Annotated in this window: 17 protein-coding genes; 13 read left to right on the forward strand and 4 right to left on the reverse strand. The window is 50.1% G+C overall.

Going from position 1 to position 23,376, the window contains the following annotated elements; genetic code table 11:
* The first annotated feature begins 198 nt into the window (after positions 1 to 198).
* The 7 genes from DWZ45_RS13315 (at position 199) to DWZ45_RS13345 (ending at position 10,476) form a co-directional block, all read left to right on the forward strand.
* Positions 199 to 1,173, forward strand: coding sequence for a glycosyltransferase family 2 protein (locus DWZ45_RS13315; protein WP_107001455.1), 975 nt, complete (start codon positions 199 to 201; stop codon positions 1,171 to 1,173).
* Positions 1,163 to 3,349 carry a glycosyltransferase family 2 protein gene (locus tag DWZ45_RS13320; RefSeq protein ID WP_118469407.1) on the forward strand — a complete coding sequence of 729 codons (2,187 nt, stop codon included), beginning with the start codon at positions 1,163 to 1,165 and terminating at the stop codon, positions 3,347 to 3,349. Before DWZ45_RS13315 ends, DWZ45_RS13320 begins: the two co-directional genes overlap by 11 nt.
* 6 nt (positions 3,350 to 3,355) lie before the next feature.
* On the forward strand, positions 3,356 to 4,354 hold the full coding sequence (locus tag DWZ45_RS13325) for a glycosyltransferase family 2 protein (protein ID WP_022359149.1): 999 nt from the start codon (positions 3,356 to 3,358) through the stop codon (positions 4,352 to 4,354).
* A gap of 159 nt (positions 4,355 to 4,513) precedes the next feature.
* Positions 4,514 to 6,379: an LCP family protein gene (locus DWZ45_RS13330; RefSeq protein ID WP_118469408.1), complete on the forward strand. Its 1,866-nt coding sequence runs from the start codon at positions 4,514 to 4,516 to the stop codon at positions 6,377 to 6,379.
* 21 nt (positions 6,380 to 6,400) lie between these two features.
* Positions 6,401 to 7,822 (forward strand): undecaprenyl-phosphate glucose phosphotransferase, encoded by a 1,422-nt coding sequence (locus tag DWZ45_RS13335; RefSeq protein ID WP_107001458.1) that lies wholly within the window; start codon positions 6,401 to 6,403, stop codon positions 7,820 to 7,822.
* A 13-nt stretch (positions 7,823 to 7,835) separates the two neighbouring features.
* On the forward strand, positions 7,836 to 9,533 hold the full coding sequence (locus DWZ45_RS13340) for an LCP family protein (RefSeq protein WP_107001459.1): 1,698 nt from the start codon (positions 7,836 to 7,838) through the stop codon (positions 9,531 to 9,533).
* 28 nt (positions 9,534 to 9,561) lie between these two features.
* Positions 9,562 to 10,476 (forward strand): AEC family transporter, encoded by a 915-nt coding sequence (locus DWZ45_RS13345; protein ID WP_182426681.1) that lies wholly within the window; start codon positions 9,562 to 9,564, stop codon positions 10,474 to 10,476.
* Positions 10,477 to 11,014: 538 nt separating this feature from the next.
* Here DWZ45_RS13345 and DWZ45_RS13350 read toward each other — a convergent pair.
* Complete coding sequence (locus tag DWZ45_RS13350; protein WP_118469426.1) at positions 11,015 to 12,223, reverse strand: class I SAM-dependent rRNA methyltransferase; 1,209 nt, start codon at positions 12,221 to 12,223, stop codon at positions 11,015 to 11,017.
* A gap of 291 nt (positions 12,224 to 12,514) precedes the next feature.
* On the opposite strand from DWZ45_RS13350, the gene DWZ45_RS13355 reads away from it, so the two are divergent.
* Positions 12,515 to 14,044 (forward strand): trypsin-like peptidase domain-containing protein, encoded by a 1,530-nt coding sequence (locus DWZ45_RS13355; RefSeq protein ID WP_118469409.1) that lies wholly within the window; start codon positions 12,515 to 12,517, stop codon positions 14,042 to 14,044.
* Between the two features lie 291 nt (positions 14,045 to 14,335).
* On the forward strand, positions 14,336 to 15,823 hold the full coding sequence (clpX, locus tag DWZ45_RS13360; RefSeq protein ID WP_117796032.1) for an ATP-dependent Clp protease ATP-binding subunit ClpX: 1,488 nt from the start codon (positions 14,336 to 14,338) through the stop codon (positions 15,821 to 15,823).
* A gap of 110 nt (positions 15,824 to 15,933) precedes the next feature.
* On the opposite strand, the gene DWZ45_RS13365 is transcribed toward clpX, so the two are convergent.
* Complete coding sequence (locus DWZ45_RS13365) at positions 15,934 to 17,625, reverse strand: S8 family peptidase (protein ID WP_118469410.1); 1,692 nt, start codon at positions 17,623 to 17,625, stop codon at positions 15,934 to 15,936.
* Positions 17,626 to 17,762: 137 nt separating this feature from the next.
* Between DWZ45_RS13365 and DWZ45_RS13370 the strand changes: the two genes are divergently transcribed.
* Positions 17,763 to 18,302 (forward strand): signal peptidase II, encoded by a 540-nt coding sequence (locus DWZ45_RS13370; RefSeq protein ID WP_118469411.1) that lies wholly within the window; start codon positions 17,763 to 17,765, stop codon positions 18,300 to 18,302.
* Here DWZ45_RS13370 and DWZ45_RS13375 read toward each other — a convergent pair.
* Positions 18,232 to 19,074 (reverse strand): BadF/BadG/BcrA/BcrD ATPase family protein, encoded by an 843-nt coding sequence (locus tag DWZ45_RS13375; protein ID WP_107001464.1) that lies wholly within the window; start codon positions 19,072 to 19,074, stop codon positions 18,232 to 18,234. The genes DWZ45_RS13370 and DWZ45_RS13375 overlap by 71 nt on opposite strands.
* Positions 19,075 to 19,678: 604 nt before the next feature.
* Here DWZ45_RS13375 and DWZ45_RS13385 point away from each other — a divergent pair.
* Positions 19,679 to 21,007 carry a hemolysin family protein gene (locus DWZ45_RS13385; protein ID WP_118469412.1) on the forward strand — a complete coding sequence of 443 codons (1,329 nt, stop codon included), beginning with the start codon at positions 19,679 to 19,681 and terminating at the stop codon, positions 21,005 to 21,007.
* On the opposite strand, the gene DWZ45_RS13390 is transcribed toward DWZ45_RS13385, so the two are convergent.
* Complete coding sequence (locus DWZ45_RS13390) at positions 20,942 to 21,301, reverse strand: TIGR04086 family membrane protein (RefSeq protein ID WP_118469413.1); 360 nt, start codon at positions 21,299 to 21,301, stop codon at positions 20,942 to 20,944. The two genes, DWZ45_RS13385 and DWZ45_RS13390, sit on opposite strands and share 66 nt — an antisense overlap.
* 336 nt (positions 21,302 to 21,637) lie before the next feature.
* Here DWZ45_RS13390 and scfA point away from each other — a divergent pair, with 336 nt between their 5' ends.
* Entirely contained in the window at positions 21,638 to 21,784 is a 147-nt protein-coding gene (gene scfA / locus DWZ45_RS13395; protein ID WP_022359867.1) for a six-cysteine ranthipeptide SCIFF, read from the forward strand.
* Between the two features lie 185 nt (positions 21,785 to 21,969).
* Positions 21,970 to 23,373, forward strand: coding sequence for a thioether cross-link-forming SCIFF peptide maturase (gene scfB, locus DWZ45_RS13400; protein ID WP_107001519.1), 1,404 nt, complete (start codon positions 21,970 to 21,972; stop codon positions 23,371 to 23,373).
* Positions 23,374 to 23,376: the final 3 nt, after the last annotated feature.

Below are 23,376 nucleotides of genomic sequence, written 5' to 3' on the forward strand. Positions count from 1 at the left end.
ATTTTATCAGTTTATGCCAAGTAAATAGCGAAGCAGCCAAAAATCGTTAAGAAAATTGTAGGTTGTCAAAAGAGAGAAAGACGTTTAAAATAAAGGCAGTATAGCCGAAGCGGCTTTCTCTTTTTTTTGTGTTCGAAATTTGGTGGAACGAAACAGAAGAGTTCAAACAAAAAGCAAATTAATAGGAATCAGAAAAGTATGAAAAAAATCAGTATATTAATTCCCTGCTACAACGAGGAAGAGAATGTAGGTCCGATCAGCGAGGCGGTTGTGGAGACGCTGGAGCGCGATCTGCCGGAATATGACTATGAGCTTGTCTTTATCGACAATGATTCGACGGACCAGACGCGCCCGATTCTTCGGAAGATCTGCAGCGAGAATCCACGGATCAAGGCAATTTTTAATGCCAAAAACTTTGGACAGTTCAATTCCCCGTATTATGGAATGTTACAGTGTACCGGCGACTGCGTGATCAGCATGGTGGCAGATTTTCAGGATCCGGTCGATATGATCCCGAAATATGTCCATGAGTGGGAAAATGGCTACAAGATTGTCATCGGCATCAAGACGGGAAGCAAGGAAAACCCGATCATGTATGCGCTGAGGAGCTGCTATTACAAGATGATAAAGAAACTCTCCGATGTCGAGCAGATTGAGCATTTTACCGGTTCGGGTCTGTATGACCGCGATTTTATTGAGATTCTGCGGGAGCTTGACGATCCGACGCCGTTTCTGCGCGGAATCGTGGCGGAGCTTGGTTATAAGCGCAAGGAGATCCCATATATCCAGCCGCAGCGCCGCGCAGGCAAGACACACAACAATTTTTACCGGCTCTACGATGCTGCGATGCTCAGTGTGACCTCCTATACGAAGGTCGGTCTGCGCCTGGCGACGATCTTTGGAAGTATCTGCGCGGCGATCAGTATGATCGTGGCGATTGTATATCTGGTGATGAAACTGCTTCACTGGTATGATTTTCCGGCTGGTATGGCGCCGGTTCTGATTGGAATGTGCTTTTTAGGGTCGGTTCAGATCTTTTTCATCGGTCTGGTGGGAGAGTATATTTTATCGATCAATTCGAGAGTCATGAAGCGTCCGCTGGTAGTGGAGGAAGAGCGGCTGAATTTTGATACACCGGTAAAAAAAGTTGGGGGCAAACAGCATGAAATGTAATGTCGATGTAGTTCGGATTCGTGAAAATTCGATTCAGCTCAATGGCTGGGCGATCGGAAAGACGCCGGAAACGGAGATCACCTATCAGGTTGAAGATGGGGCACATCAGCCGATCCGGTTTCAGTATGTGGCGACCCGCCGCGACGACGTCAGCCAGATTTATTTTGGGCGAACGGTAGAAAAAGAGCTTGGATTTGATATCCAGTTCCCGTATGAGCGCGGAAAAGATTATTATCTGATCGCAAAAGGCGAGGGACGCAAAATCCGCATTAAATATAATGAAGAACTGATCCGCAAGCGCAGCAGTGTGGCGCACAAGCGGATGCAGAAGATCCGCGATCTGATGAACATGGAGACTGTGCGGGTCTGTCTGGATTTCTGGAAGGAAAATGGTCTGAAAGCCCTGCTGGTAAAATCCAAGCACAAACTGCAGGGAATTGACAATGACTACGATTACGGCGAGTGGTATTCACTGACGAAGCCGACGGCGGAGGAGCTGGAGGAGCAGAGGAAAAAGGTGTTTGACGCGCCGGTTAAATTCTCGATCGTGATTCCGGCATTTAAGACACCGGAGCGATTTCTGCGGGAAATGCTGGATTCGATCGCGGAACAGACATACGCAAACTGGGAGGTCTGCGTGGCGGACGGCAGTCCGGCAGGACAAAGCTGCGAGCGGGTGCTGGAGCAGTATGCGAAGAAGGACAGCCGCTTTAAATACGTAATTTTAGGCGAAAATAAGGGCATTTCCGGCAATACGAATGCAGCAATGGATATGGCGACCGGCGATTATATCGTGCTGGCAGACCATGACGATAAGCTGACACCGAATGCTCTCTATGAGTGTGCGAAACTGTTACAGGAACATCCGGGATGCGACTGCTTCTATTCGGATGAGGATAAGCTGGATATGGACGGCGGCGCTTTGTTTGATCCGCATTTTAAGCCGGATTTCAATATCGATCTGCTCTGCAGCGTCAACTATATCTGCCATCTGTTTGTAGTCAGCCACGATCTGGCAGCGCAGGTGGGCGGCTTCCGTCAGGAATACGACGGAGCGCAGGATTATGACTTCATTTTCCGTTGTACGGAGAAGGCGAAGGAGATCCGCCATATCCCGAAGGTGCTGTATCACTGGCGCTGCCACAAGGATTCGACAGCGAGCAACCCGGAGAGCAAGCTGTACGCATTTGATGCGGGTGCGCGCGCGATCATGGATCATTATAAACGCGTCGGTATCGAGGCGGAGCGCGTGGAAAAAGGTGTGGACTACGGCATTTATCACTCTGTATATAAAATTCAGGGGGAACCGCTGGTATCGATCATCATTCCGAACAAGGATCACCATACGGATCTGGATCTATGCCTGCGGGCGATTGAGACGCGGGCAACGTACCGCAATGTTGAGTTTATCATTGTAGAGAACAACAGCACGGAGAAGGAAACCTTTGAATACTATGAAAAGATTCAGAAGGAATTTTCCAATGTCCATGTGGTAACCTGGGAGCGCGAGTTTAACTATTCGGCGATCAACAACTTCGGCGTGACCTTCGCAAAGGGCGAATATCTGCTGTTTTTAAATAATGATACCGAGCTGATTGCGGAGAATTTCATCGAGGAGATGCTGGGACTGTGCCAGCGGGAGGACGTCGGCGCAGTTGGCGCGAGACTGCTCTATCAGGATGATACGATCCAGCATGCGGGCGTCGTGGTTGGTTTCGGCGGCATCGCAGGGCATACGTTTATCGGGCTTCATAAGGCGGAAAACAGCTATTTCCACCGTGCGATGAGTACACAGGATTACAGCGCTGTGACGGCGGCGTGCCTGATGACAAAGAAAGCGCTCTTTGATGAGGTCGGCGGCTTTACGGAGAAGCTGGCGGTCGCATTTAACGATATCGATTATTGCATGAAAGTGCGGGCATCAAATCATTTAGTGGTTTACAATCCGTACGCATTGCTGTATCATTATGAGTCGAAGTCAAGAGGACTGGAGGATACGCCGGAGAAGGTGGCGCGTTTTAACAGGGAGATCAAGATTTTCTCGGAGCGCTGGCCGGAGATCCTTAAAGATGGAGATCCTTACTACAATCCGAACCTGACGCTGCGGAAGTCCAATTTCGCCCTCAGGGATCTGAAAAAAGAGAAAATCGGAGAACCGTATCATCTGGAGGTATAACCCGGGATGGAGATTACAACGACAATTATTATTCCCAATTATAATGGGTTAAAGTTTATGGACGAATGCATCCGTTCACTGAATGCACAGACGTATCCGAATTTCCGGACGCTGGTGGTGGACAACGGTTCGACGGACGGAAGCGTGGAGTGGCTGAAGGAACATCAGATCGATACGATTTTCCTGCCGGAAAACACGGGATTTTCCGGCGCAGTCAACGTCGGAATCAAGGCGGCAGACACACCGTATGTGCTGCTTTTAAATAATGACGTCCGGGTGGACGAGTATTTCGTGGCGGAGATGGTGCGTGCGATCGGTCAGTCGGAGCGCATCTTTTCCGTCAGCAGCCGGATGATCCAGATGTACCATCCAGACAGGCTGGATGATGCAGGCGATATGTATTCCCTGCTTGGCTGGGCGTACCAGCGCGGCGTGGGACGGGATCTTACGCATTACCGCCGTTCAAGCCGGGTATTCTCGGCGTGCGCGGGCGCAGCGATCTACAGGAGAGAGGTATTTGAGGAGATAGGCTATTTCGATGAGATGCATTTTGCCTATCTGGAAGATATTGATGTGGGCTATAGAGCCCGGATTGCGGGTTATGACAATATATACTGCCCGGCGGCGCTGGTATGGCACGTCGGAAGCGGAACCAGCGGTTCCAAGTACAATTCATTCAAGGTTAAGCTGGCGGCACGCAACAATGTGTATCTGAATTATAAAAATATGCCGTGCTTACAGCTTATCATAAATGCGATTCCGATCGCAGCGGGGATTTTCGTGAAATATTCATTTTTCAGGAAACTCGGGTTTGGAAAAGATTATCTGGAAGGTCTGAAAGAAGGCATACGGACGGCAAAGAAGTGTAAAAAAGTGGCGTACCGCCCGGAACGGCTTAAAAATTATCTGGCGATAGAGCTGGAACTTTTAGCTGGGACATTTCTCTATGTCTATGAATTTGCTGTGAGACAGATCGAGAAAAAAGCAGCATCTGATAAATCGTGAGGAAAAGGTTAGAGTTGTTACTGGGCGCGTATGTGTGGACAGTAACTTAGAGTTTGCGCGATGTGTGAACGGTCATGGTTTAGCAGATGCAACACGGAGAAAGGCTGCTTATCAGACAATGTCTGAGCGGCAGCAAGCAAGTGAAAGATGAGGTAGCTTATGAATTATGAGGATGATGAGCTGGAGCGCATGAGGGCGCGCCGCGAGGGCAGAAGCAGCCGTGCCAGTCAGGCAGGGTATTCTTCGCGCGGCAGTTCTGCTTCCGGCACCAGCCGCAGAAGAGTCAGCAGTACAGTCGAAAATAGCCAGAGAAAAGGTGAGGCGGGCAGCGGTTCAGTACGTTCCGGCTACAGCGGTCCTAAGAGCGCTGGAAGTGGAAAAAAGAGTTCGGGACGCCGCGGCAGCCATTACCGTAAATCGGCACGCCACAGAAAGCATATGATCATTGCGGCGGAGATTGTCGTGATTATATTGATGATTCTGGGCGGTGCGTTCTGGTATATGTATCACAGAACCTTCGGTTCTATGCAGAAGATTGATTTTAACGAGGACCAGGTTAAGAACGTCAACCTGTCCCAGGAACAGATCGATGATATGAAGGGCTACATGACCGTGGCGTGCTTCGGTGTCGATTCGCGAAGTGAGCACGGGCAGATGAATGTCGGAAAAGGTACGAACGCGGATGTCAACATGATTGCCAATATCAATCTGGAGACGGGTGAGATCCGCCTTGTATCGGTATTCCGGGACAGTTATCTGAATATCAACGATAAAAACTCTTATAATAAGATCAACGCCGCTTACGCACAGGGCGGTCCGGAGCAGGCAGTTAAGGCGCTGAATAAGAACCTGGGTCTTAACATTACCCAGTATGCGACGTTCAACTGGAAAGCGGTTGCGGATGCCATCAACATTCTGGGCGGTGTAGATGTCGAGCTGAGTGATGCAGAGTTCTCCTGGATCAATGCCTTCATCACGGAGACCGTAAAGGAGACTGGTATCGGTTCTCATCAGCTGACCCATGCGGGCAATGTACATCTGGATGGTATCCAGGCAGTTGCATACGGACGTATCCGTTATTCAGATACGGACTATGCGCGTACCGAGCGTCAGAGAATTATTCTTCAGAAAGCCTTTGATAAGGCAAAAAATGCAGACTGGGCGACACTCAACTGTCTGATTCAGACGATCATGCCGCAGCTTGCAACCAATGTTGATATTACGGATTTGATTCCGCTGGCACGCAATATCGCGAAGTTCCATATCGGTGAGACCGCCGGATTCCCGGCAGCCAGAGGCGAGCAGGATGTTGGAAAGATCGGCGACTGCGTTATCCCGCAGACACTGGAGTACAACGTAAAAGAGCTTCATAAGTTCCTGTTTGATGAGGAAGATTATCAGGTTCCGTCCAATGTCAAGGAGTATAGCAACCATATCGCGCAGGTAACAGGTCTTACGACGAATGCGAAGCTGATCGGTCATGTTCCGGTCGATCAGGGTGTCAGCGCCCAGACGTTTATCAAGAAACGGGCGAGCCGGATTGCCGCGCAGGCAGCGGCGAAGGATGCCGCTAAGAAGTCATCGACGAGTGCTTCGGACGAGTCGGATGACGAGAGCGGGGATGAGACCAAGAAGGGCGAGAGCGAGAGCTCGATCGGATTGGACGAGATCTTTGATCCGGATGAAGACTGGATTGACTGGGAGGAAGAAGAGTCGAAGAGCAACAGCAGTAAGGGACCAGGAACAACGACGACTCCCGGCAAGAAAAATCATACGGATAAGACAACCGAGGCGGATGATTCTTTATCCGGACCAGGCAGCACATCGGAGACGAAGTCTTCCATTGCAAAACCGGGATCTACAACCACAACGGCGGCAGAGACATCGGCATCCAGTGAAAAGACTTCTCCGGGTGCGTCGGATAATTCCGGTGTGAAAAGTCCGGTCACAGAGATTCAGGAACCGGGGGATTCCGGAAACAGCGATGCAGCAGGCCCCGGCGGTCCGGCAGGTCCGGGAGCTTAATCTGAATTCAGGTGATATACTATGATAAAAGATAACCAGAAACGGCTGAACCATTTCCACGTAGTGCTGGACGCATGTGTCATTGCATGCGCCTACGCACTTGCGTGGTTTATCGTCAATGGAACGTCGTGGTTTAATGTAACAGGGCATAATAAGAGCGCAATGGCAGTTGTCTATCTGGCGGCTGGCGTTCTTATTGTACCGTTTTATTTGATTTTATACGCATTTTTTCATCTTTACACGCCCAAACGGGTTCAGGGAAGACGGGTGGAGTTAGCCAATATTTTTAAGGCGAACATCATCGGTCTTTTGGTGATCTCACTGATGCTTTACCTGGGCGGTAAAAATGAGTATTTCCACAACTTCTCCCGTCCGATGGTATTTTTGTTTTTTGGCATCAATCTCTTTGCTGAGATTCTGATGCGGAATATCCTGCGGATAGCGCTTCGGTCGATGCGGTCGAAGGGATATAACCAGAAGCATCTGCTTCTGGTCGGTTACAGCCGGGCAGCGGAAGGATTTATTGACCGTGTGAATGTCAACCCGGAGTGGGGCTATAAAATCCGCGGTATTCTGGATGACCATGAGGAGTGGGGCAAAGAATATAAGGGAGTGCGCGTGATCGGCAAAATTGACGATCTGGATACGATTCTGGCGCTCAATACGCTGGATGAGATCGCGATCACCCTGAGCATCCAGGAGTATGGAAAACTGGAAAAAATCGTGGCAGGCTGTGAAAAATCGGGTGTGCATACGAAATTTATCCCGGATTATTATAACTTTATCCCGACCCGTCCGTTTATGGAGGATCTGCAGGGACTTCCGGTGATCCACATCCGCCATGTGCCGCTCACGAATCTGCTCAACGCAACGATGAAGCGGACGATGGATCTGGTCGGCGGCATGATGGCGCTCATCCTGTTTTCACCGGTGATGCTGGTGACGGCGATTCTTATAAAGGCGACTTCGCCGGGACCGGTCATTTTCTGTCAGGAGCGGGTGGGACTTCACAATAAGCCGTTTAAGATGTATAAGTTCCGCTCGATGGCGGTACAGTCGGCGGCAAAGGAGAAAAGCCAGTGGACGACGCCGGGAGACCCGCGTGTGACTCCGATTGGAAGATTTATCCGGAAGACGAGCATTGACGAGCTTCCGCAGCTGTTTAATGTTCTGAAGGGCGATATGAGCCTGGTTGGACCGCGCCCGGAACGCCCGTTTTTCGTTGAAAAATTCAAGGAAGAGATTCCGCGTTATATGATCAAACACCAGGTGCGTCCGGGAATGACCGGATGGGCACAGGTCAATGGTTACCGGGGCGATACCTCGATCACGAAGCGGATTGAGCATGATCTGTATTACATCGAGAACTGGACGCTGGGATTTGATTTTAAAATCATGTTTTTGACGGTTTTTAAGGGCTTTATAAATAAAAACGCGTATTGATGAGGAAAACCACATGGGATATGAAGAAGAAAGAGATAGGTCAGGACACCGCCGGAGCCGACGGGCAAAACCGTCGGAGATGGAAGACGATGGTCTGACACTGATCACGGATTCATTTACGGAACGCCGGGAGGACGGATCCCACCGGAGCGGAGATAGAAGCCGAAGTGGTCAGAAAGCGGCAAAGAGGGGACAGACGCAGCCTGGCAGCAGCCGGGAGAGCCGGAATCAGGAGAAAACCCGGACCATGAACCGGTCGGATATTTACGCCGACCCGGTTAAATTGAAAGCGCGCCGGAAAAAGAAGCGGAAGATATGGTTTATTCTTCTGGAGAGCGTGATGCTGATCGGGATTCTCTGCTTTGCGGGATATTCGTATATCAGCAGCCGTCTGGATCTGATGCAGCGGCTTCCGTGGAACCCGGATGAGATCAAAAACGTCGAGATTTCGGAGGAGAAGCAGGAGCAGATGAGCGGTTACTGGACGATCGCGGTTTTCGGCGTGGATAGCCGTAACTCATCGGTCGGAAAGGGCAACAACTCGGATGTCAATATTCTCTGCAACATCGATCAGGGAACCGGTGAGATACGTCTGGTTTCGGTGTACCGGGATTCATATTTAAATATCAGCGACAAGAATACCTACAACAAAATCAACGCTGCTTATATGCAGGGCGGACCGGAGCAGGTTGTCAAGGCGCTCAATAGGAACCTGGATATCGATATTGACGATTATGCGACCTTTAACTGGAAAGCCGTTGCAGATGCGATCAACATTCTGGGCGGCATTGACGTGGAGATCACGAAATCAGAGTTTTATTATATCAATGCGTTCATTTCTGAGACGGTCAAGGCGACCGGCGTCGCTTCGACCCAGCTTAAATCAGCGGGCATGAACCATCTGGACGGTGTGCAGGCGGTTGCATATGGGCGTCTCCGTCTGATGGATACGGACTATGCCCGTACCGAACGACAGAGAAAGGTTATTTCCCTCGCGTTTGAGAAGATGAAAAAAGCAGATTGGGCGACGATCAACAATATTGTGCAGACGGTATTTCCACAGGTGGCGACCAGCATCGAGATCAATGATCTGTTGAAGATAGGACGAAATATTACGCGTTACCATCTGACCGAGACGACCGGTTTTCCGTCGGAGCTGAGGGAAAAGAAGATGGGACGCAAGGGCGCCTGCGTCATCCCGCAGACGCTGGAGAGCAATGTCATCGAGCTGCATCATTTCCTGTTTGGCGATGAGGAATACACGCCGACTGAGACGGTCCGGACGATCAGTCAGAAAATTGTATCAGATACAGGCGTTCATGGCACGAAACAGGCAGAAACGAAGGCATTGCCGAAGACGACCGAGGCGACGACAATTTCCATCCTGGATCCGACGCAGGAGAGCGGCGCGGACGAAAGCCAGAAAGCCGGGAGCGGCAGCGACGAGTCGGAGAAAGAGACCGGTAATGCTTCGGAAACACAGGAGAATGACGTTTCTGAGCAGGAAAGTCGTCCGGACGGTACGCATGCATCAAAGGAAAATGCGCGGGAGAGCAGTGAGGCAGAGTCTGGCGGTTCTTCGCCGGCATTTCCGGGCGGAAATTCTGGCACCGGCACGGAGAATGGCAGAGAAAAACCTTCCGGCAGCGGTTCCCCGAATGGAAGCAGTGCACCGGGAAGTAAGACGGATGCGGGAATCATCATTGAGTGATGAGAGAGTGTGAAACGGAGGAAATGCTTTGAATTTAGATGGTTTGTACCGGATGCAGGGAATGTTATTTTCCCTGATGATTCTGGGTGCATTCTTAAAGAAGAAGGGAATTATCACGGATGAGGGAAAAAGGGTCATTGCGGATCTGGTCATCTTTGTGACACTTCCCTGCAGTATCATCGAGTCATTTGAAGTAGAACTGAGCATGGATATCTTAAAGAGCAGCGCACAGGCGCTGCTCGTCTCGTGTATGGTTCAGGTGGCTTGTTATATCTTAAATATGGTACTGTACCCGGGTGTGGGAGAGGAAAAAAAGAAGGTTCTCAAGTACGCGACGATGGCGTCCAATGCCGGGATTCTGGGGAATCCGGTGGCGGAGGGCATCTTCGGCTCGATGGGGCTTTTCTATGCCTCTTTTTATCTGATTCCGCAGAGAACTGCGATGTGGTCGCTGGGAATGACGTATTTTACAAAGGCGCCGGATCGGAAAACGCTGATTAAAAAGATATGCACGCATCCGTGTATTGTCTCCGTATTCATCGGCTTTGTGCTGATGCTTTTGCAGATGCACATTCCGGGTTTCCTGGGCGATACGGTACATAGCTTAAACAAGGCAAACACGGCAGTCTCCATGATTTTCGTAGGAACCGTTCTGGCGGAGGCAGATATGAAGACGATGATCACGCCACTCAGCTGCTACTATGCCGCCGTGCGCCTGATCCTGATCCCGGCGCTTGTGTGGGCCGGCTGTCTGCTGTTCCATATCGACACACTGGTGATGGGGATTTCTGTGGTGCTGGCAGCGATGCCGGCAGCAAGCACGACGGCGATTCTTGCCGCGAAATATGGCGGGGATGAAGTCTTTGCGACGAAGTGTGTGGTATTTACGACGCTGCTTTCGATGGTGTCGGCACCGGTTTGGTGTATGGTGCTGCAGCGGTAATCCCTTATGAGTTCGTATTTCTATAAAGAGGGTTTCGCTTGCATTGGATGAAAAGATATGTTATATTAGGGATAGAAAAAAGGAAAAGCCAGAGGAGCGGCTTACCTGAATAAATTAAACAACTGTTTTATTAACAGCCGTCATTATTGCAGTAATGGCGGCTATTTTCGTTTTCCCTTGAAAATTGTATAACACAATCCAACAAGGGCGCAAATGAATATTCCAATCTGAATCAAATCAGAGTATGTAACATACATTGGCAATGCCCTCCTTTCTTTCGTCTGGAGGGTTAGATTTGTGCCTCGTTCCAGTCTTTGATAAACAAGCTTTGCTGAAATCTAGCAACCCTCCGATAACAGAGGGTAAGCCGCCTGGCTCTCTGGTTTTTCCCATGTACGAAGTATATCATATTTTATCAGAACAGACAATGATAAAACGAAACAAATCCCCTCAGATTGCTCTGAGAGGATTTGCAGATTCATGATTTATAATAGCAGTTCATATTGCTTGGTTATAGTCTTACAAACATTCTGTAATTTTACTTCTCATCCACAACCTGGAAAATGTAGAACTTCAGATAATAGGACGTCTCATCCCCCGCCCACAGAATCGGATGGTCGGCTGCCTGGGTGCGGTATTCGATCTGGCGCAGGCGGCGGTGGGCGCTGCGGGCTGCCTCCTGAATCGCCTTTGTGAAGAGTTCCGGCGTCATGAAATGGGAGCAGGAGCAGGTGGCGAAGTAGCCGCCGTCCTTTACCAGACGCAGACCGCGAATATTGATCTCGCGGTAGCCCTTGATGGCATTTTTGACCGAGCTGCGGGATTTTGTGAAGGCAGGCGGGTCGAGGATCACGACGTCAAATTGCTCACCTTTTGCCTCTAATTCCGGAAGCAGGTCAAAGACATCCGCGCACTGAAAGGTGGTAGTGCCGGAAACACCGTTTAACTCTGCATTTTCACGCGCCTGTGCGACGGCAAGTTCGGACGCATCCACGCCGATGACCTCTTTGGCGCCGGAGACGGCTGCATTTAAGGCAAAGGAGCCGGTGTGGGTAAAACAGTCCAGAACGCGTTTGCCCGGGCAGAGACGCTGGATTGCCAGACGGTTGTATTTCTGGTCGAGGAAAAAGCCAGTTTTCTGCCCGTCCTTGACATCTACCAGATAGCGGACACCATTTTCAACGATCTCTACTTTTGTATCAAATGGTTCCCCGATAAAGCCCTTATAGCGCTCCATGCCCTCCTGTAAGCGGACCTTAGCGTCGCTGCGCTCGTAAATACCGCGGATATGAATGCCGTCTTCCTCAAGCACCTTGACGAGTTTTTCCAGAATCAGCGGTTTCAGACGGTCGATACCGAGCGCCAGGGATTCAACGACCAGCACATCGGAAAATTTGTCGATCACGATGCCCGGAAGGAAATCTGCTTCGCCGAAAATCAGGCGGCAGCTGCTGGTATCAACTGTCTGACGGCGGTATTCCCAGGCATTGCGGACGCGCATTTCGATAAAAGCATCGTCGATGACAGTATCCTTTTTGCGGGAAAGCATCCGCACGGTAAGCTTGGAGCGGGTGTTGATAAAACCACATCCGAGCGGATAACCGTCAAAATCTTCGACACGAAGGATATCGCCATTTTCAAATTCGCCCTCAATTCGTTCAATTTCATTATCATAGATCCACATACCGCCGGCTTTCAGGGAACGAGCCTCGCCTTTGCGGATATGGACAACTGCCTGTGTATTCATCATGGATGTAACAGTCCTTTCATATAAAAATGTAAAATTCGTTTCTTTTATTAAGTATACAAGAGGAGAGAAGGACTGACAAGTGAAAACCGAGAGATGTTTTTAAGCTTCACAGATTTATGATTTTATTTTCACAATTACATCACAAATAACTGATAGACTATCTCATGTAAACAGAGAGAGGGCAGAAAGCCTGAGACAGAATATAAGAGTATGAACAATCCGCTGCGGGAAGGTTCGCAAAATGGACAGTACGCGGCTGTGATTCCTGAGAACAGGAGGTATGAATATATGTATGACGAGAATGAAAGAAATGAGAGACACGATCAGGATGTAGATTATACGGAGGGCGCTTATTCGGACAGCGCTTATGAGGAAAAGAATAACGATACTGCTAAAAAAGAAGAAACTTCCGATTATGGCGGTTATCATGATTCACGTTACCGGGGCAGTCTCGATGGAGAACCGGAGGCAGCAGCCGGAGCAGATCCGAAAGAGAATGCAGAGAAGCAGCCGGAACGCAGCTATATTCCGGAAGAACGGAGTGGCCGGGGACATGGCTCTAAGAATACTGGTAAGAAAATTGCGGCACTTGTGATGTCGGGCATTCTGTTTGGCTGTGTGGCAGGCGGAACCATGGTTGGCGTGAATGCACTTTCAAACCGGCTTCTTCCGGGTGAGACCGCACAGGAAACGATCGGTCAGGTTTCCCAGGAGACACAGGCAGATGCGGGCACTAAAACGCAGGCTTCCATTGGCAACGATGTTTCTTCGATTGTAGAGAAAGCGATGCCGTCCGTTGTAGCGATCAACAACAAGATGATTTATACACAGAACAACTGGCTGTTTGGTCAGCAGCAGTACGAGGTGCCGAGCAGCGGTTCCGGTATCATTGCCGGACAGAATGACACGGAACTTCTGATTATTACCAATAACCATGTCGTTGAAGATTCCGAGGAACTTTCGGTTACCTTTATTGATAACCAGAGCGTTAAGGCAGCGGTCAAAGGTACTGATTCCGATTCGGATCTGGCAGTCATTGCCGTACAGCTTTCAGATATACCGGAAGAAACGAGAAAACAGATTAAGGCAGCCGATCTGGGCGATTCTGATTCCCTGAAGCTGGGACAGGGTGTTGTGGCAATCGGTAACGCACTGGGACAGGGGCAGTCGGTTACCGTCGGTTATGTCAGCGCTTTAAATAAAAAGCTAACCATCAACGACGTAGAGCGGACACTTCTGCAGGTCGATGCGGCGATCAACCCAGGCAACAGCGGCGGCGCACTTTTAAATATGAACGGTGAAGTTATCGGCATCAATGCGGCGAAGTATTCGGACACCAGTGTTGAGGGCATCGGCTATGCGATCCCGATTTCACAGGCAAAGGATATTATCAGCGACCTGATGACGAAGACGACGAAGGTAGCTGTCGATGAGAATGAGCAGGGCTATCTGGGAATCCAGCTTCAGAATATCGACAGCCAGATGGCGCAGGCGTATGGCATGCCGGAAGGTATCTATGTATACAAGATTGTTGCGGGCGGCGCGGCATCCAGGTCGGATCTGCGGGAGCGCGATATTATTACCAAGTTTGACGGTGAGAAGGTAAAGAATGGTGATGATCTCAAGAAAATGCTGACTTACTATAAGGCAGGTTCCACCGTTACCATGACGGTACAGAGTCTGGAAAATGGCAAATATGTCGAGAGAAACGTACAGATTACACTGGGCTCCAAGAGCGATATGCCGCAGAGCCAGGATAGCCAGAACGAGAGCCAGAGTGAATCACAGGCAAGTCCGCAGAGAAAACTGGGAAGATAGAAAATACCCCATCAGCGAAGTGGGCTGGAATGGATAGTTGCCCGTAACGGTGAAGATACGGAACTGTTGCGAAGCGGAAATGAATAAAATCAGGAAGATATAGAAAAGAAGGCAGGTGAACCGCCGGTAGATCCTCTTGTAATCAGAGAGGGCGGTGATTCATCTGTCTTTTTGTTTCATAGGAAATTTTTTTATTTTTAAAACGAAATGACGGCTGCTGTTATGATTTACGTTTTTCGCAAGCTATGATAAAATGAAAAGGTGCTTTCAGATTGGAGGAAATATAAAAATATGAGTGATAACCAGAATATAGATACGACAACCAATATAAACGAAACAGATACAAATAAAACCAGTACAGATCATTCGGATGATTACGAGAAAATCTGCTACGTCTGCCGTCGCCCGGAGAGCAAGGCGGGAGAGATGATCACGATGCCGGGCGGGATGAATTTCTGCCATGAGTGTATGCAGAAAGCATTTGACTCGATTTCCAAGTCGGGCATGGACTTTTCCAAGCTTCAAAATATGCCGTTTATGAACATGAATCTCAATGATTTTGCGGGCATGCAGATGCCGAATACAGAGATTCCAGAGAAAAATAAGATCAAGAAAAAGAGCAAGGCAAAAGACGCGGAGAAATTTCTGACGATGAAGGATGTTCCGGCACCGCACCAGATCAAGGCGCAGCTGGATACGTATGTGATCGGGCAGGAGCGGGCGAAACGGGCAGTTTCAGTGGCAGTCTACAACCATTATAAGCGCGTGATTCTCCGGCAGCAGGACGAGCTCCGGGCAAATGAAAATACGGAAGAAAAGGCGGAAAACGCGGCGGCACAGGGAATGCAGATGCAGGGCGGCGAGCCGGAGATTGAGAAATCCAACATCCTGATGCTGGGACCGACCGGAAGCGGAAAAACGTACCTGGTCAAGACGCTGGCGAAGCTTTTGGATGTGCCGTTGGCGATCGCGGATGCGACGGCGCTCACGGAAGCTGGATATATCGGAGATGATATAGAAAGCGTAGTCTCCAAGCTTCTGGCAGCGGCTGGAAATGATGTGGAGAAAGCTGAGCAAGGCATCATTTTCATCGATGAGATCGATAAAATTGCGAAAAAGAAAAATACGATGAGCCGCGATGTCAGCGGTGAGTCGGTACAGCAGGAGCTTTTAAAACTTCTGGAAGGCAGCCAGGTAGAGGTGCCGGTCGGCTCAAACCAGAAGAATGCGCTCACGCCGATGGCGACTGTGGATACGAACAACATCCTGTTTATCTGTGGCGGCGCGTTTCCGGGATTGGATGATATCATCAAGGAGCGCCTGAAAAAGCGTTCCACGATGGGCTTCAACTCCCATTTGAAGGATGAATTTGACAATGATCCGGATATTTTGAGCCAGGTGACAACGGAAGATCTGCGGAATTTTGGCATGATTCCGGAGTTTCTCGGACGTCTGCCGGTGCTTGTGAGCCTGCAGGGGCTGACAAAGGAATTGCTGATGCGGATTCTGAAAGAACCGAAAAATGCGATCCTCAAGCAGTATGAGCGCCTGCTGGCGCTGGATGAGGTCAAACTGGTGTTTGAGGACGATGCACTGGAGTGGATCGCCGAGCGGGCGCTGGAAAAAGATACGGGTGCCCGTGCGCTGCGTGCAATTTTAGAGGATTTTATGATGGATATCATGTATGAGATCCCGAAAGATCCGAATATCGGATCCGTTGTGATCACGCGCCCGTATCTGGAGAAGAAGGGCGGTCCGCGGATAGAGATGCGGGGGTAATAGCTTTTCAGGAGCATGATCGGTGAACGGTGTCATGGATGTGGTGAAAGTTATCGATGTAAGGATCTGGAAAAGCAATTTGTGTGTGAAGAGAAAACAGCAGAAGTTAATTAACTTCTCATGGATAAAAAAGAGTTATATAGGTTTAACGTCCCATACCCCCACTCCCGGCTGGGATATTCGATGGAATTTCGGCGGTCAGCCCCGCGGATCAGAAACGCCTTGGCAATCGAGGTGTTGATCCGCGGGGCTGATGGCGTATAGGCAGACCAGGAGAGCAGGATCGCGGCGGCTCCGGCGGTCATGGCGGCGGCAAATGAGGTTCCGGTTACCTCCTGATAATCGGGAAGCGGGAGCCGGACGCCGGGGGCGGCAAGGTCGGGCTTGATAGCTCCGGTGCGGGTAAATCCGCGGCTGGAATGCAGATAGATCCCGCCCGTCTGGTGGCTGTAGGCGGCGGTGGTGATGATGGCTGCTGTATTGCCCGGATCGGTGATGGTTGTGTCCGGATCCGGGCGCAGAAAGAAGGTTTCATCCGAGATAAAGCCGTGCACCGGCAGCCACATATGATATTCACCCTGAATCGAGAGCGTGTGGTAGACGCGGATTTTCCAGATTCCGGCGGCGGGGGCATCAAAGCGCATCAGGATCAGTTCGCTTCCGGTCGCCAGCTCGGAGCTGGTATAGTTGAGGTGAATGGTCGTTCCTTCCAGAAGAAAGGGAATCCGGCGTTCTTCGTCGCCGGAGAGCCGGATGCGTCCCGTTTCGTCGCCGGAGGGGGATAAAAATCCGACACTGTAAAGCTCCGATTCACGCGCCCACAGTTCCAGCGTAAATCCCCGTTCGCCGGGACCGACCCGCAGTTCCACATCCTCATAGGAGGTGGAAGCAGGAAATACACTGCGAAAATGGTGCCCGCGCCCGGTTTCATTGCCTCCGGCGGCGACCAGAATCTGCCCGCTGGCGCGCGACAGGCTGTTCAGATATAGACCAAGCGGCGAAGTGCCGCTGTGGCTTCCGGTATTGGTGCCAAGACCCAGCAGGATCACAAGGGGCTTTTTCTCCTGTCTGGCAATATAAAGAAGAAACTTGATTCCGAGCATGATGTCGTCCTCCTGAAAGGCGATGGCATCCTCGCGGATCAGAAAAAAATCGCGAAGATAGGTTCTGGCTGGTTTCAAGCGGACAACGACCAGTTCCGATTCCGGCGCCGCCCCGGAGAAAAAAGCATCGGCATCTTCGGAACCGGCGGCGACCAGCGCCATCTGCGTGCCGTGGCGGAGAGGATCCGAGGTGGGGACGATGGAATGCGGATCTTCCGAGCGCAGCGCCTCGTTGATGTGGGAACGCTGGTAGACACTTCCGTAGTGCAGCGCATCGATCGGATCCGGCGTGCTAAGCCCCTCGCCCGGAATCGTCTGATCCCAGATGGCGGCGATGCGCGTGCTTCCATCCGGATCGCGTAACAAGGGATTTGTATAATCGATCCCCGTATCCACAATCCCAATCAGCGTCCCGCGCCCCTTGTTTCCCAGGAATGGCTGTTCTGCGGTCCGGGAAATTCCTGCGCTGTCCAGGCTGGATGTATCTAATATGGTATAAAGATTCGGGATCGAGTCATAGCCATACTGCTGGACTGAGAGCGGCAGCGCCTCCGCTAGAGACCGGTGCCAGATCACATACTCATGATTGACAAAATCATAGCAGCCGGAATCATTTTCCAAAATCTGGTTATAGGTAAAAGGAAAAAAACGTTCGATAAAATCGGCGGTTTGGTTGTCTGGAAGAGAAGAGCAATTCATAGCGTTTTCCATAGAGATTTTTTAGAATTTAAGATAAGATATGCGGTAAAATACGAAAGCTTCCCTATACTCTGTCGGAAAAACTTGTTATAATAAATATAAGTTAGATAATGACATTTATATGAGGAGGTGCCCTTATGAAAAAATACCTGTATATGATAGCTGCCCTGTTCGGCATCGATTATTTCTGCAAGGAAAACATAGAAGCCCAGAAACCGGAAGATTTTCCGCGCGACATGGGAAAAAGCCATGGAAAGATCCGCCTGTACCGCAATCACAACGACGGTTTCTGTTTTGGAGTAAAAAAAGAAAAGAAAGAACTGGTCCGCATGGTGCCGGTTGTCTTTACCTCGGCGGCAGCGGGCATTCTGACATGGTTATTGTGCCGGGACGAAGGCAGAAAAGCCGATCGGATCGGTTTTGCCCTCATCACGGCGGGTGGTTTAAGTAACCTGTATGACCGCCTCAAACGCGGTTATGTGGTAGATTATTTCAGCATCCGGTGTAAATACCTGGAAAAGGTCGTCTTTAATCTGGGAGACTTTTTTATCTTCGCAGGAAGCGCCCTGATCGCAGCCTCCGATCTGCTGGGAGCCGTCCGTGATCTTAGTTCTCCGGCAGAGGCTCACATAAAAGCGCTCCGACTGCCGTGGCGAAAGACGGATGAGGCGGAATGATATAGTCGATTCCAAAGACATCGTGCATCTGATTGAAAATGTCAAAGGTCTTTGCAGCAGGTGCAAGGCTGGCGAGAGAACCGGTCAGGACGACATTCCGGGTGGTGTCCTGGCTGAGAGCCAGGGACGCCATCACACCCACATTTTCATAAATCATATTGAAAAGAGCGGCAGCCAGGTCAGCATCCGAGGCGCCGCTTTTGATTCGCCCAAAATTGGCAGCGGTTAAGTCGGCGGCAAGTCCCGGGACATCTTCCTCCTGCACGTCGGCGATGCGGAGATCTGCCATGGCCTTATTGCCGCGCAGCGCCATCTCTGAGAGGGCAAAAATGTCGGTGACGCCGAGAAAACGCTCCGCCATGCCGGCAAGTGTCCCACCGCCGACGCCGCTTCCGCCCAGATGACGGAAGCCGTTTGTCCTGGAAGCGCGGATAAAGGCAGAGCCGGTTCCAAGGCTGACCACCAGCGCTTCGTCAAGCCCGGACAGGTATAGGCCGCCGTGTCCGATGGCATCCAGCTCCAGGGCATGGATGGTCGGGATGCCGAAGATATTTTCATGGAAATACGTCGAACCGAGCCCGGTCAGGACGATTTTTTCAACATCGTCAAACGAAGCGCCCTGCTGATCCAGGAAACGCCCGAGAACACCGTAAGCCGAGGTGCGCGGGTCATCCGCGTGAACCTGAAGCGTACCAAGCAGAGTGCCATGCTCATCCAGCGCCGCCGCCTTGGTGCTGGAACTGCCGATGTCGATTCCGAGGGATAAATTCATTTGCTTATCTCCTTTATGATATAAAAATAGGATATGGCTGCCAGGGCAGTCGTTCCGTATCTTTTATGACTGTAAGAATTGGATTGTTTTTATAAACATTATAGGGTAAAGTAAAATAAAGTGCAATGGAAGAATGTGGTCCGAATGTTCTTAAAATGATATTTCAAATGGATAACATAAAGATTTATATGTCACGCCCAAGCTTTGTTGAGATTCCGGCAGAGACTGAAATATGCTTTAATGATAAGGAAATAGTGACCGAAAATACGGGATATCAGGCATGGTGGAGCAGAGAGTATGAGGTCCATGTTTAATAAGGAGTTCTTTAAGTGTTCCCAGTTTACGCACATTAACAGATGTACTTTTTCCCTCGTTATTAATATAGCTTTTTGCAATATAAAAAGACTCCGAATTTTTTTGACACAAAAAAAGCAGGTTCTATGCGGCCTGTAAGGTATTTTTCTATTATTCAACTGTCAAACTCCCGGAGATGGCAGAAGAATGGAAATGCAAGCCTGTCTTTATTGACAGAACCTATGAAATACGGTAGAATCAACCTTAAAAAAGAGTAATCCCCTATAAGGGGAGATAGGAGTTGAGTTTTTTGAGTTCTGGTGATGGGATACAGCTATTGATTTTGATACTGCTGCTTTTGATGTCGGCTTTCTTTTCTTCTGCGGAGACGGCGCTGACGACGGTCAACAAGATCCGGGTGCGGACGCTGGCGGAGAATGGCGATAAGCAGGCAGAGTATGTATTAAAGATCATAGAGGATCCGAGTAAAATGCTGAGTGCGATTCTGATCGGCAACAATGTGGTAAACCTGTATGCGTCTTCTCTTGCGACGGTTCTTGCCACCCACATCTGGGGCAACAAGATCGTAGGGATTGCGACGGGCATTCTGACGCTTTTGATCCTGATCTTCGGCGAGATCACGCCGAAGACGGTGGCGACGATACAGGCTGAGCGGATTGCATTTCGGTTCGCCAAAATCATTTATTATATCATGACGGTGCTGACACCGGTCATTTTTGTGGTCAACCAGCTCTCGTTTTTAGTGTTGAAGCTGCTTCGCGTGGATGTGAAGGCAAAGGGCGAGTCCATCACGGAGGATGAGCTGCGGACGATCGTGGAGGTCAGCCACGAAGAGGGCGTCATCGAGTCCGAAGAGAAGAAGATGATCAACAATGTGTTTGATTTCGGGGACGCCGTGGCGCGCGATGTCATGCTTCCGAAGGTCAACATGACGTTTGTGGACGTGGATGCGACGTATGACGAGCTGATGGAGGTATTCCGCAGTGAGAAATACACGCGTTACCCGGTCTATGAGGAGACGACGGACAATGTCATCGGTGTTCTGAACATCAAGGATATTTTCTTAAAAGGCGGGGAAGAGGGCTTTTCTGTCCGGAAATATCTGCGGAAACCTCTCTATACATATGAGTTTAAGAAGGTTGCTGAGCTGATGCGCGAGATGCGGAAAGCAGCGATCAGCATCGTGATCGTGCTCGACGAGTACGGTTCGACGGTCGGTCTTATCACGCTGGAAGATATGCTGGAGGAGATTGTCGGAGATATCCGGGACGAGTACGATGGAGACGAGGAAAAATCCATTCAGCGCATCGCCCCGCGAGAATACATGGTAGATGGTTCGGTCAAACTCGACGATCTGGATGAACGCCTGAATTTGGAACTCCAGTCAGACGAATATGATTCCATCGGCGGACTGGTGATCGGACTTTTGAACCATCTTCCACAGGAAAAAGAAGAGGTTGTGGTGGAAAACGTCCGCCTCGTCGTTGAATGTGTGGATAAGAACCGGATCGATAAGATTCATCTGTACCTGTTAAGCCCATCGGAGGCGGCGTTAGCTAAACATACCGCCGATGGTGCCGCTTCCGGCGCAGAGGGCGAAGGAAAGCAGCAGGGATGAGGCAGTCTCCTTGAGGGAATGTCGGATCGCAAAAGACAGAGCTAGAAAAATAAGAAAATAAAGGGCGCCGGCGCAGAATCCCCAGAGGAACCGGCGCCTTTTTGCTTTCTTCCCGGCGACGAGTCCTGCCAGAAAGCAGGCGAGAATGTAGATGCCGCGTACTCCTAGCGTGATTTCCTTTTCACCCCACTGAAAACGGTACATCCCAAACGCGAGCAGAAGCAGAAAGACAGCAGTTGCCGCGTAGGAGAAGAGGGAAGAACGGAGCAGAATCTGGATAGCTGATTTTTCCATGATAAAATACCTGTGTGCATTCTTTTTCTATTCATATGAACAAAGAAGGACAAATATGCCTGAAGAATGAAACGCTGTTACAAACAAGCGTTACTGTTCACTCATACGTGCCCAGTAACGGAATTTGCCGTGGCTTCGCATCTCAATACGGCAAATTCCTGCTGCCACCACGTTTTCTTACGGCACTTTCGGTTCCAAAAGTGCCTACCCGTGAACAGTTCCAAAAAAGCCGGAATCTGTGAGAAACACGGTAAATTGAAATGCTTGCACAAGCGGGCAACATATGATATAATCTGTAGGACTTTATATACTAAAAAAATGAAGGAGGACATAGAGATGAAACACGTAAAGACACTGAGCGCAAGCACACTGAAGAACAGCATGAAGAAAGGCGGCTGCGGCGAGTGCCAGACATCCTGCCAGTCTGCATGTAAGACATCCTGTACTGTAGGTAACCAGAGCTGCGAGAACCAGAACCGCTAATTGGCAGTACAAAACAAATGAGGCGTTTTCTGATAAATCAGAGCTTTTCATGAGTGGGAGAGCTGGAGTCTGAGAAAACGCAGAGTTGACACAGGGAGGCAGACAAGACGGAGCGCGGTCCGAGGAGAGGACTGCATATGTTCCGGGTTGTCTGCCTGCCTATGTCTTATAGAAGGAGAAAGACAGTGATTCATCAGTATATAAATAATGGATATTATATCGTACTGGATGTCAACAGTGGCTCCGTCCATTCGGTCGATCCGCTTCTGTACGATGTGATTTCCTTTTTATCGGAGCGGATTCCGGACAGCGAGAAGCCGTTTCAGATTGCCCAGTCCCTGAAAGACGAGACGGCGGCAGCATTAAAAGAGAAATACAGCCAGGAAGAGATCAGAGAGGCGTTTGAGGATATTCAGGAGCTCATCGATCAGGAAGAACTCTTTACCGCTGACATTTACAAAAACTTCGTTATGGATTTCAAGAAGCGCCAGACGGTTGTCAAGGCACTCTGCCTGCATATCGCGCATGACTGCAACCTTGCCTGTCAGTACTGCTTTGCAGAAGAGGGCGAGTATCATGGACGCAGAGCGCTGATGACCTTTGAGGTCGGCAAGAAAGCGCTGGATTTCCTGATTGCCAATTCTGGAAACCGCCGGAACCTGGAAGTCGATTTCTTCGGCGGCGAGCCGCTGATGAACTGGCAGGTGGTTAAACAGTTAGTCGAGTACGGACGTTCCCAGGAAGAGGCGCACAACAAGAAATTCCGTTTCACACTGACCACCAACGGCGTTCTGTTAAACGATGAAATTATGGAATTCTGCAACCGCGAGATGTCAAACGTCGTGCTCAGTCTGGATGGACGAAAAGAGGTCAACGACAAGATGCGCCCATTCCGCAACGGAACCGGAAGCTACGACCTGATCGTGCCGAAGTTCCAGAAATTTGCAGAGAAGCGCGGAGACCGCGATTATTTCGTGCGTGGTACCTTCACACACAACAACCTGGATTTTGGCAAAGATGTTCTGCATTTTGCCGATCTTGGATTCAAGAAAATGTCGGTTGAGCCGGTCGTAGCACCGGATGAAGAGCCCTACGCGATCAAAGAGGCGGATCTTCCGCAGATTCTCGAGGAATATGACCGTCTGGCAGCAGAGTATGTCAAGAGACACAAAGAGGGACGCGGCTTCACGTTCTTCCACTTTATGCTCGATCTGACACAGGGACCGTGCGTGGCAAAACGTCTGTCCGGATGCGGTTCAGGAACTGAGTATCTGGCAGTTACCCCGTGGGGCGACCTCTATCCGTGCCATCAGTTTGTAGGAAACGAAGATTTCTTGCTCGGCAACGTGGATACGGGCGTGACCAACACGGCAGTCCGCGACGAGTTCAAGCTCTGCAATGTCTATGCGAAAGACAAATGTCGGGATTGCTTTGCCAGATTTTACTGCAGTGGCGGCTGTGCGGCCAATTCCTACAACTTCCACGGTTCCATCACGGATGCGTATGATATCGGGTGCGAGATGCAGAAAAAACGTATCGAGTGCGCGATCATGATAAAAGCTGCTCTTGCAGACGGCTCTGACGAGTAGAGA

Source organism: Clostridium sp. AF32-7AC (assembly GCF_003477925.1).
In the GTDB taxonomy this organism is placed as follows: domain Bacteria; phylum Bacillota; class Clostridia; order Lachnospirales; family Lachnospiraceae; genus Otoolea; species Otoolea fessa.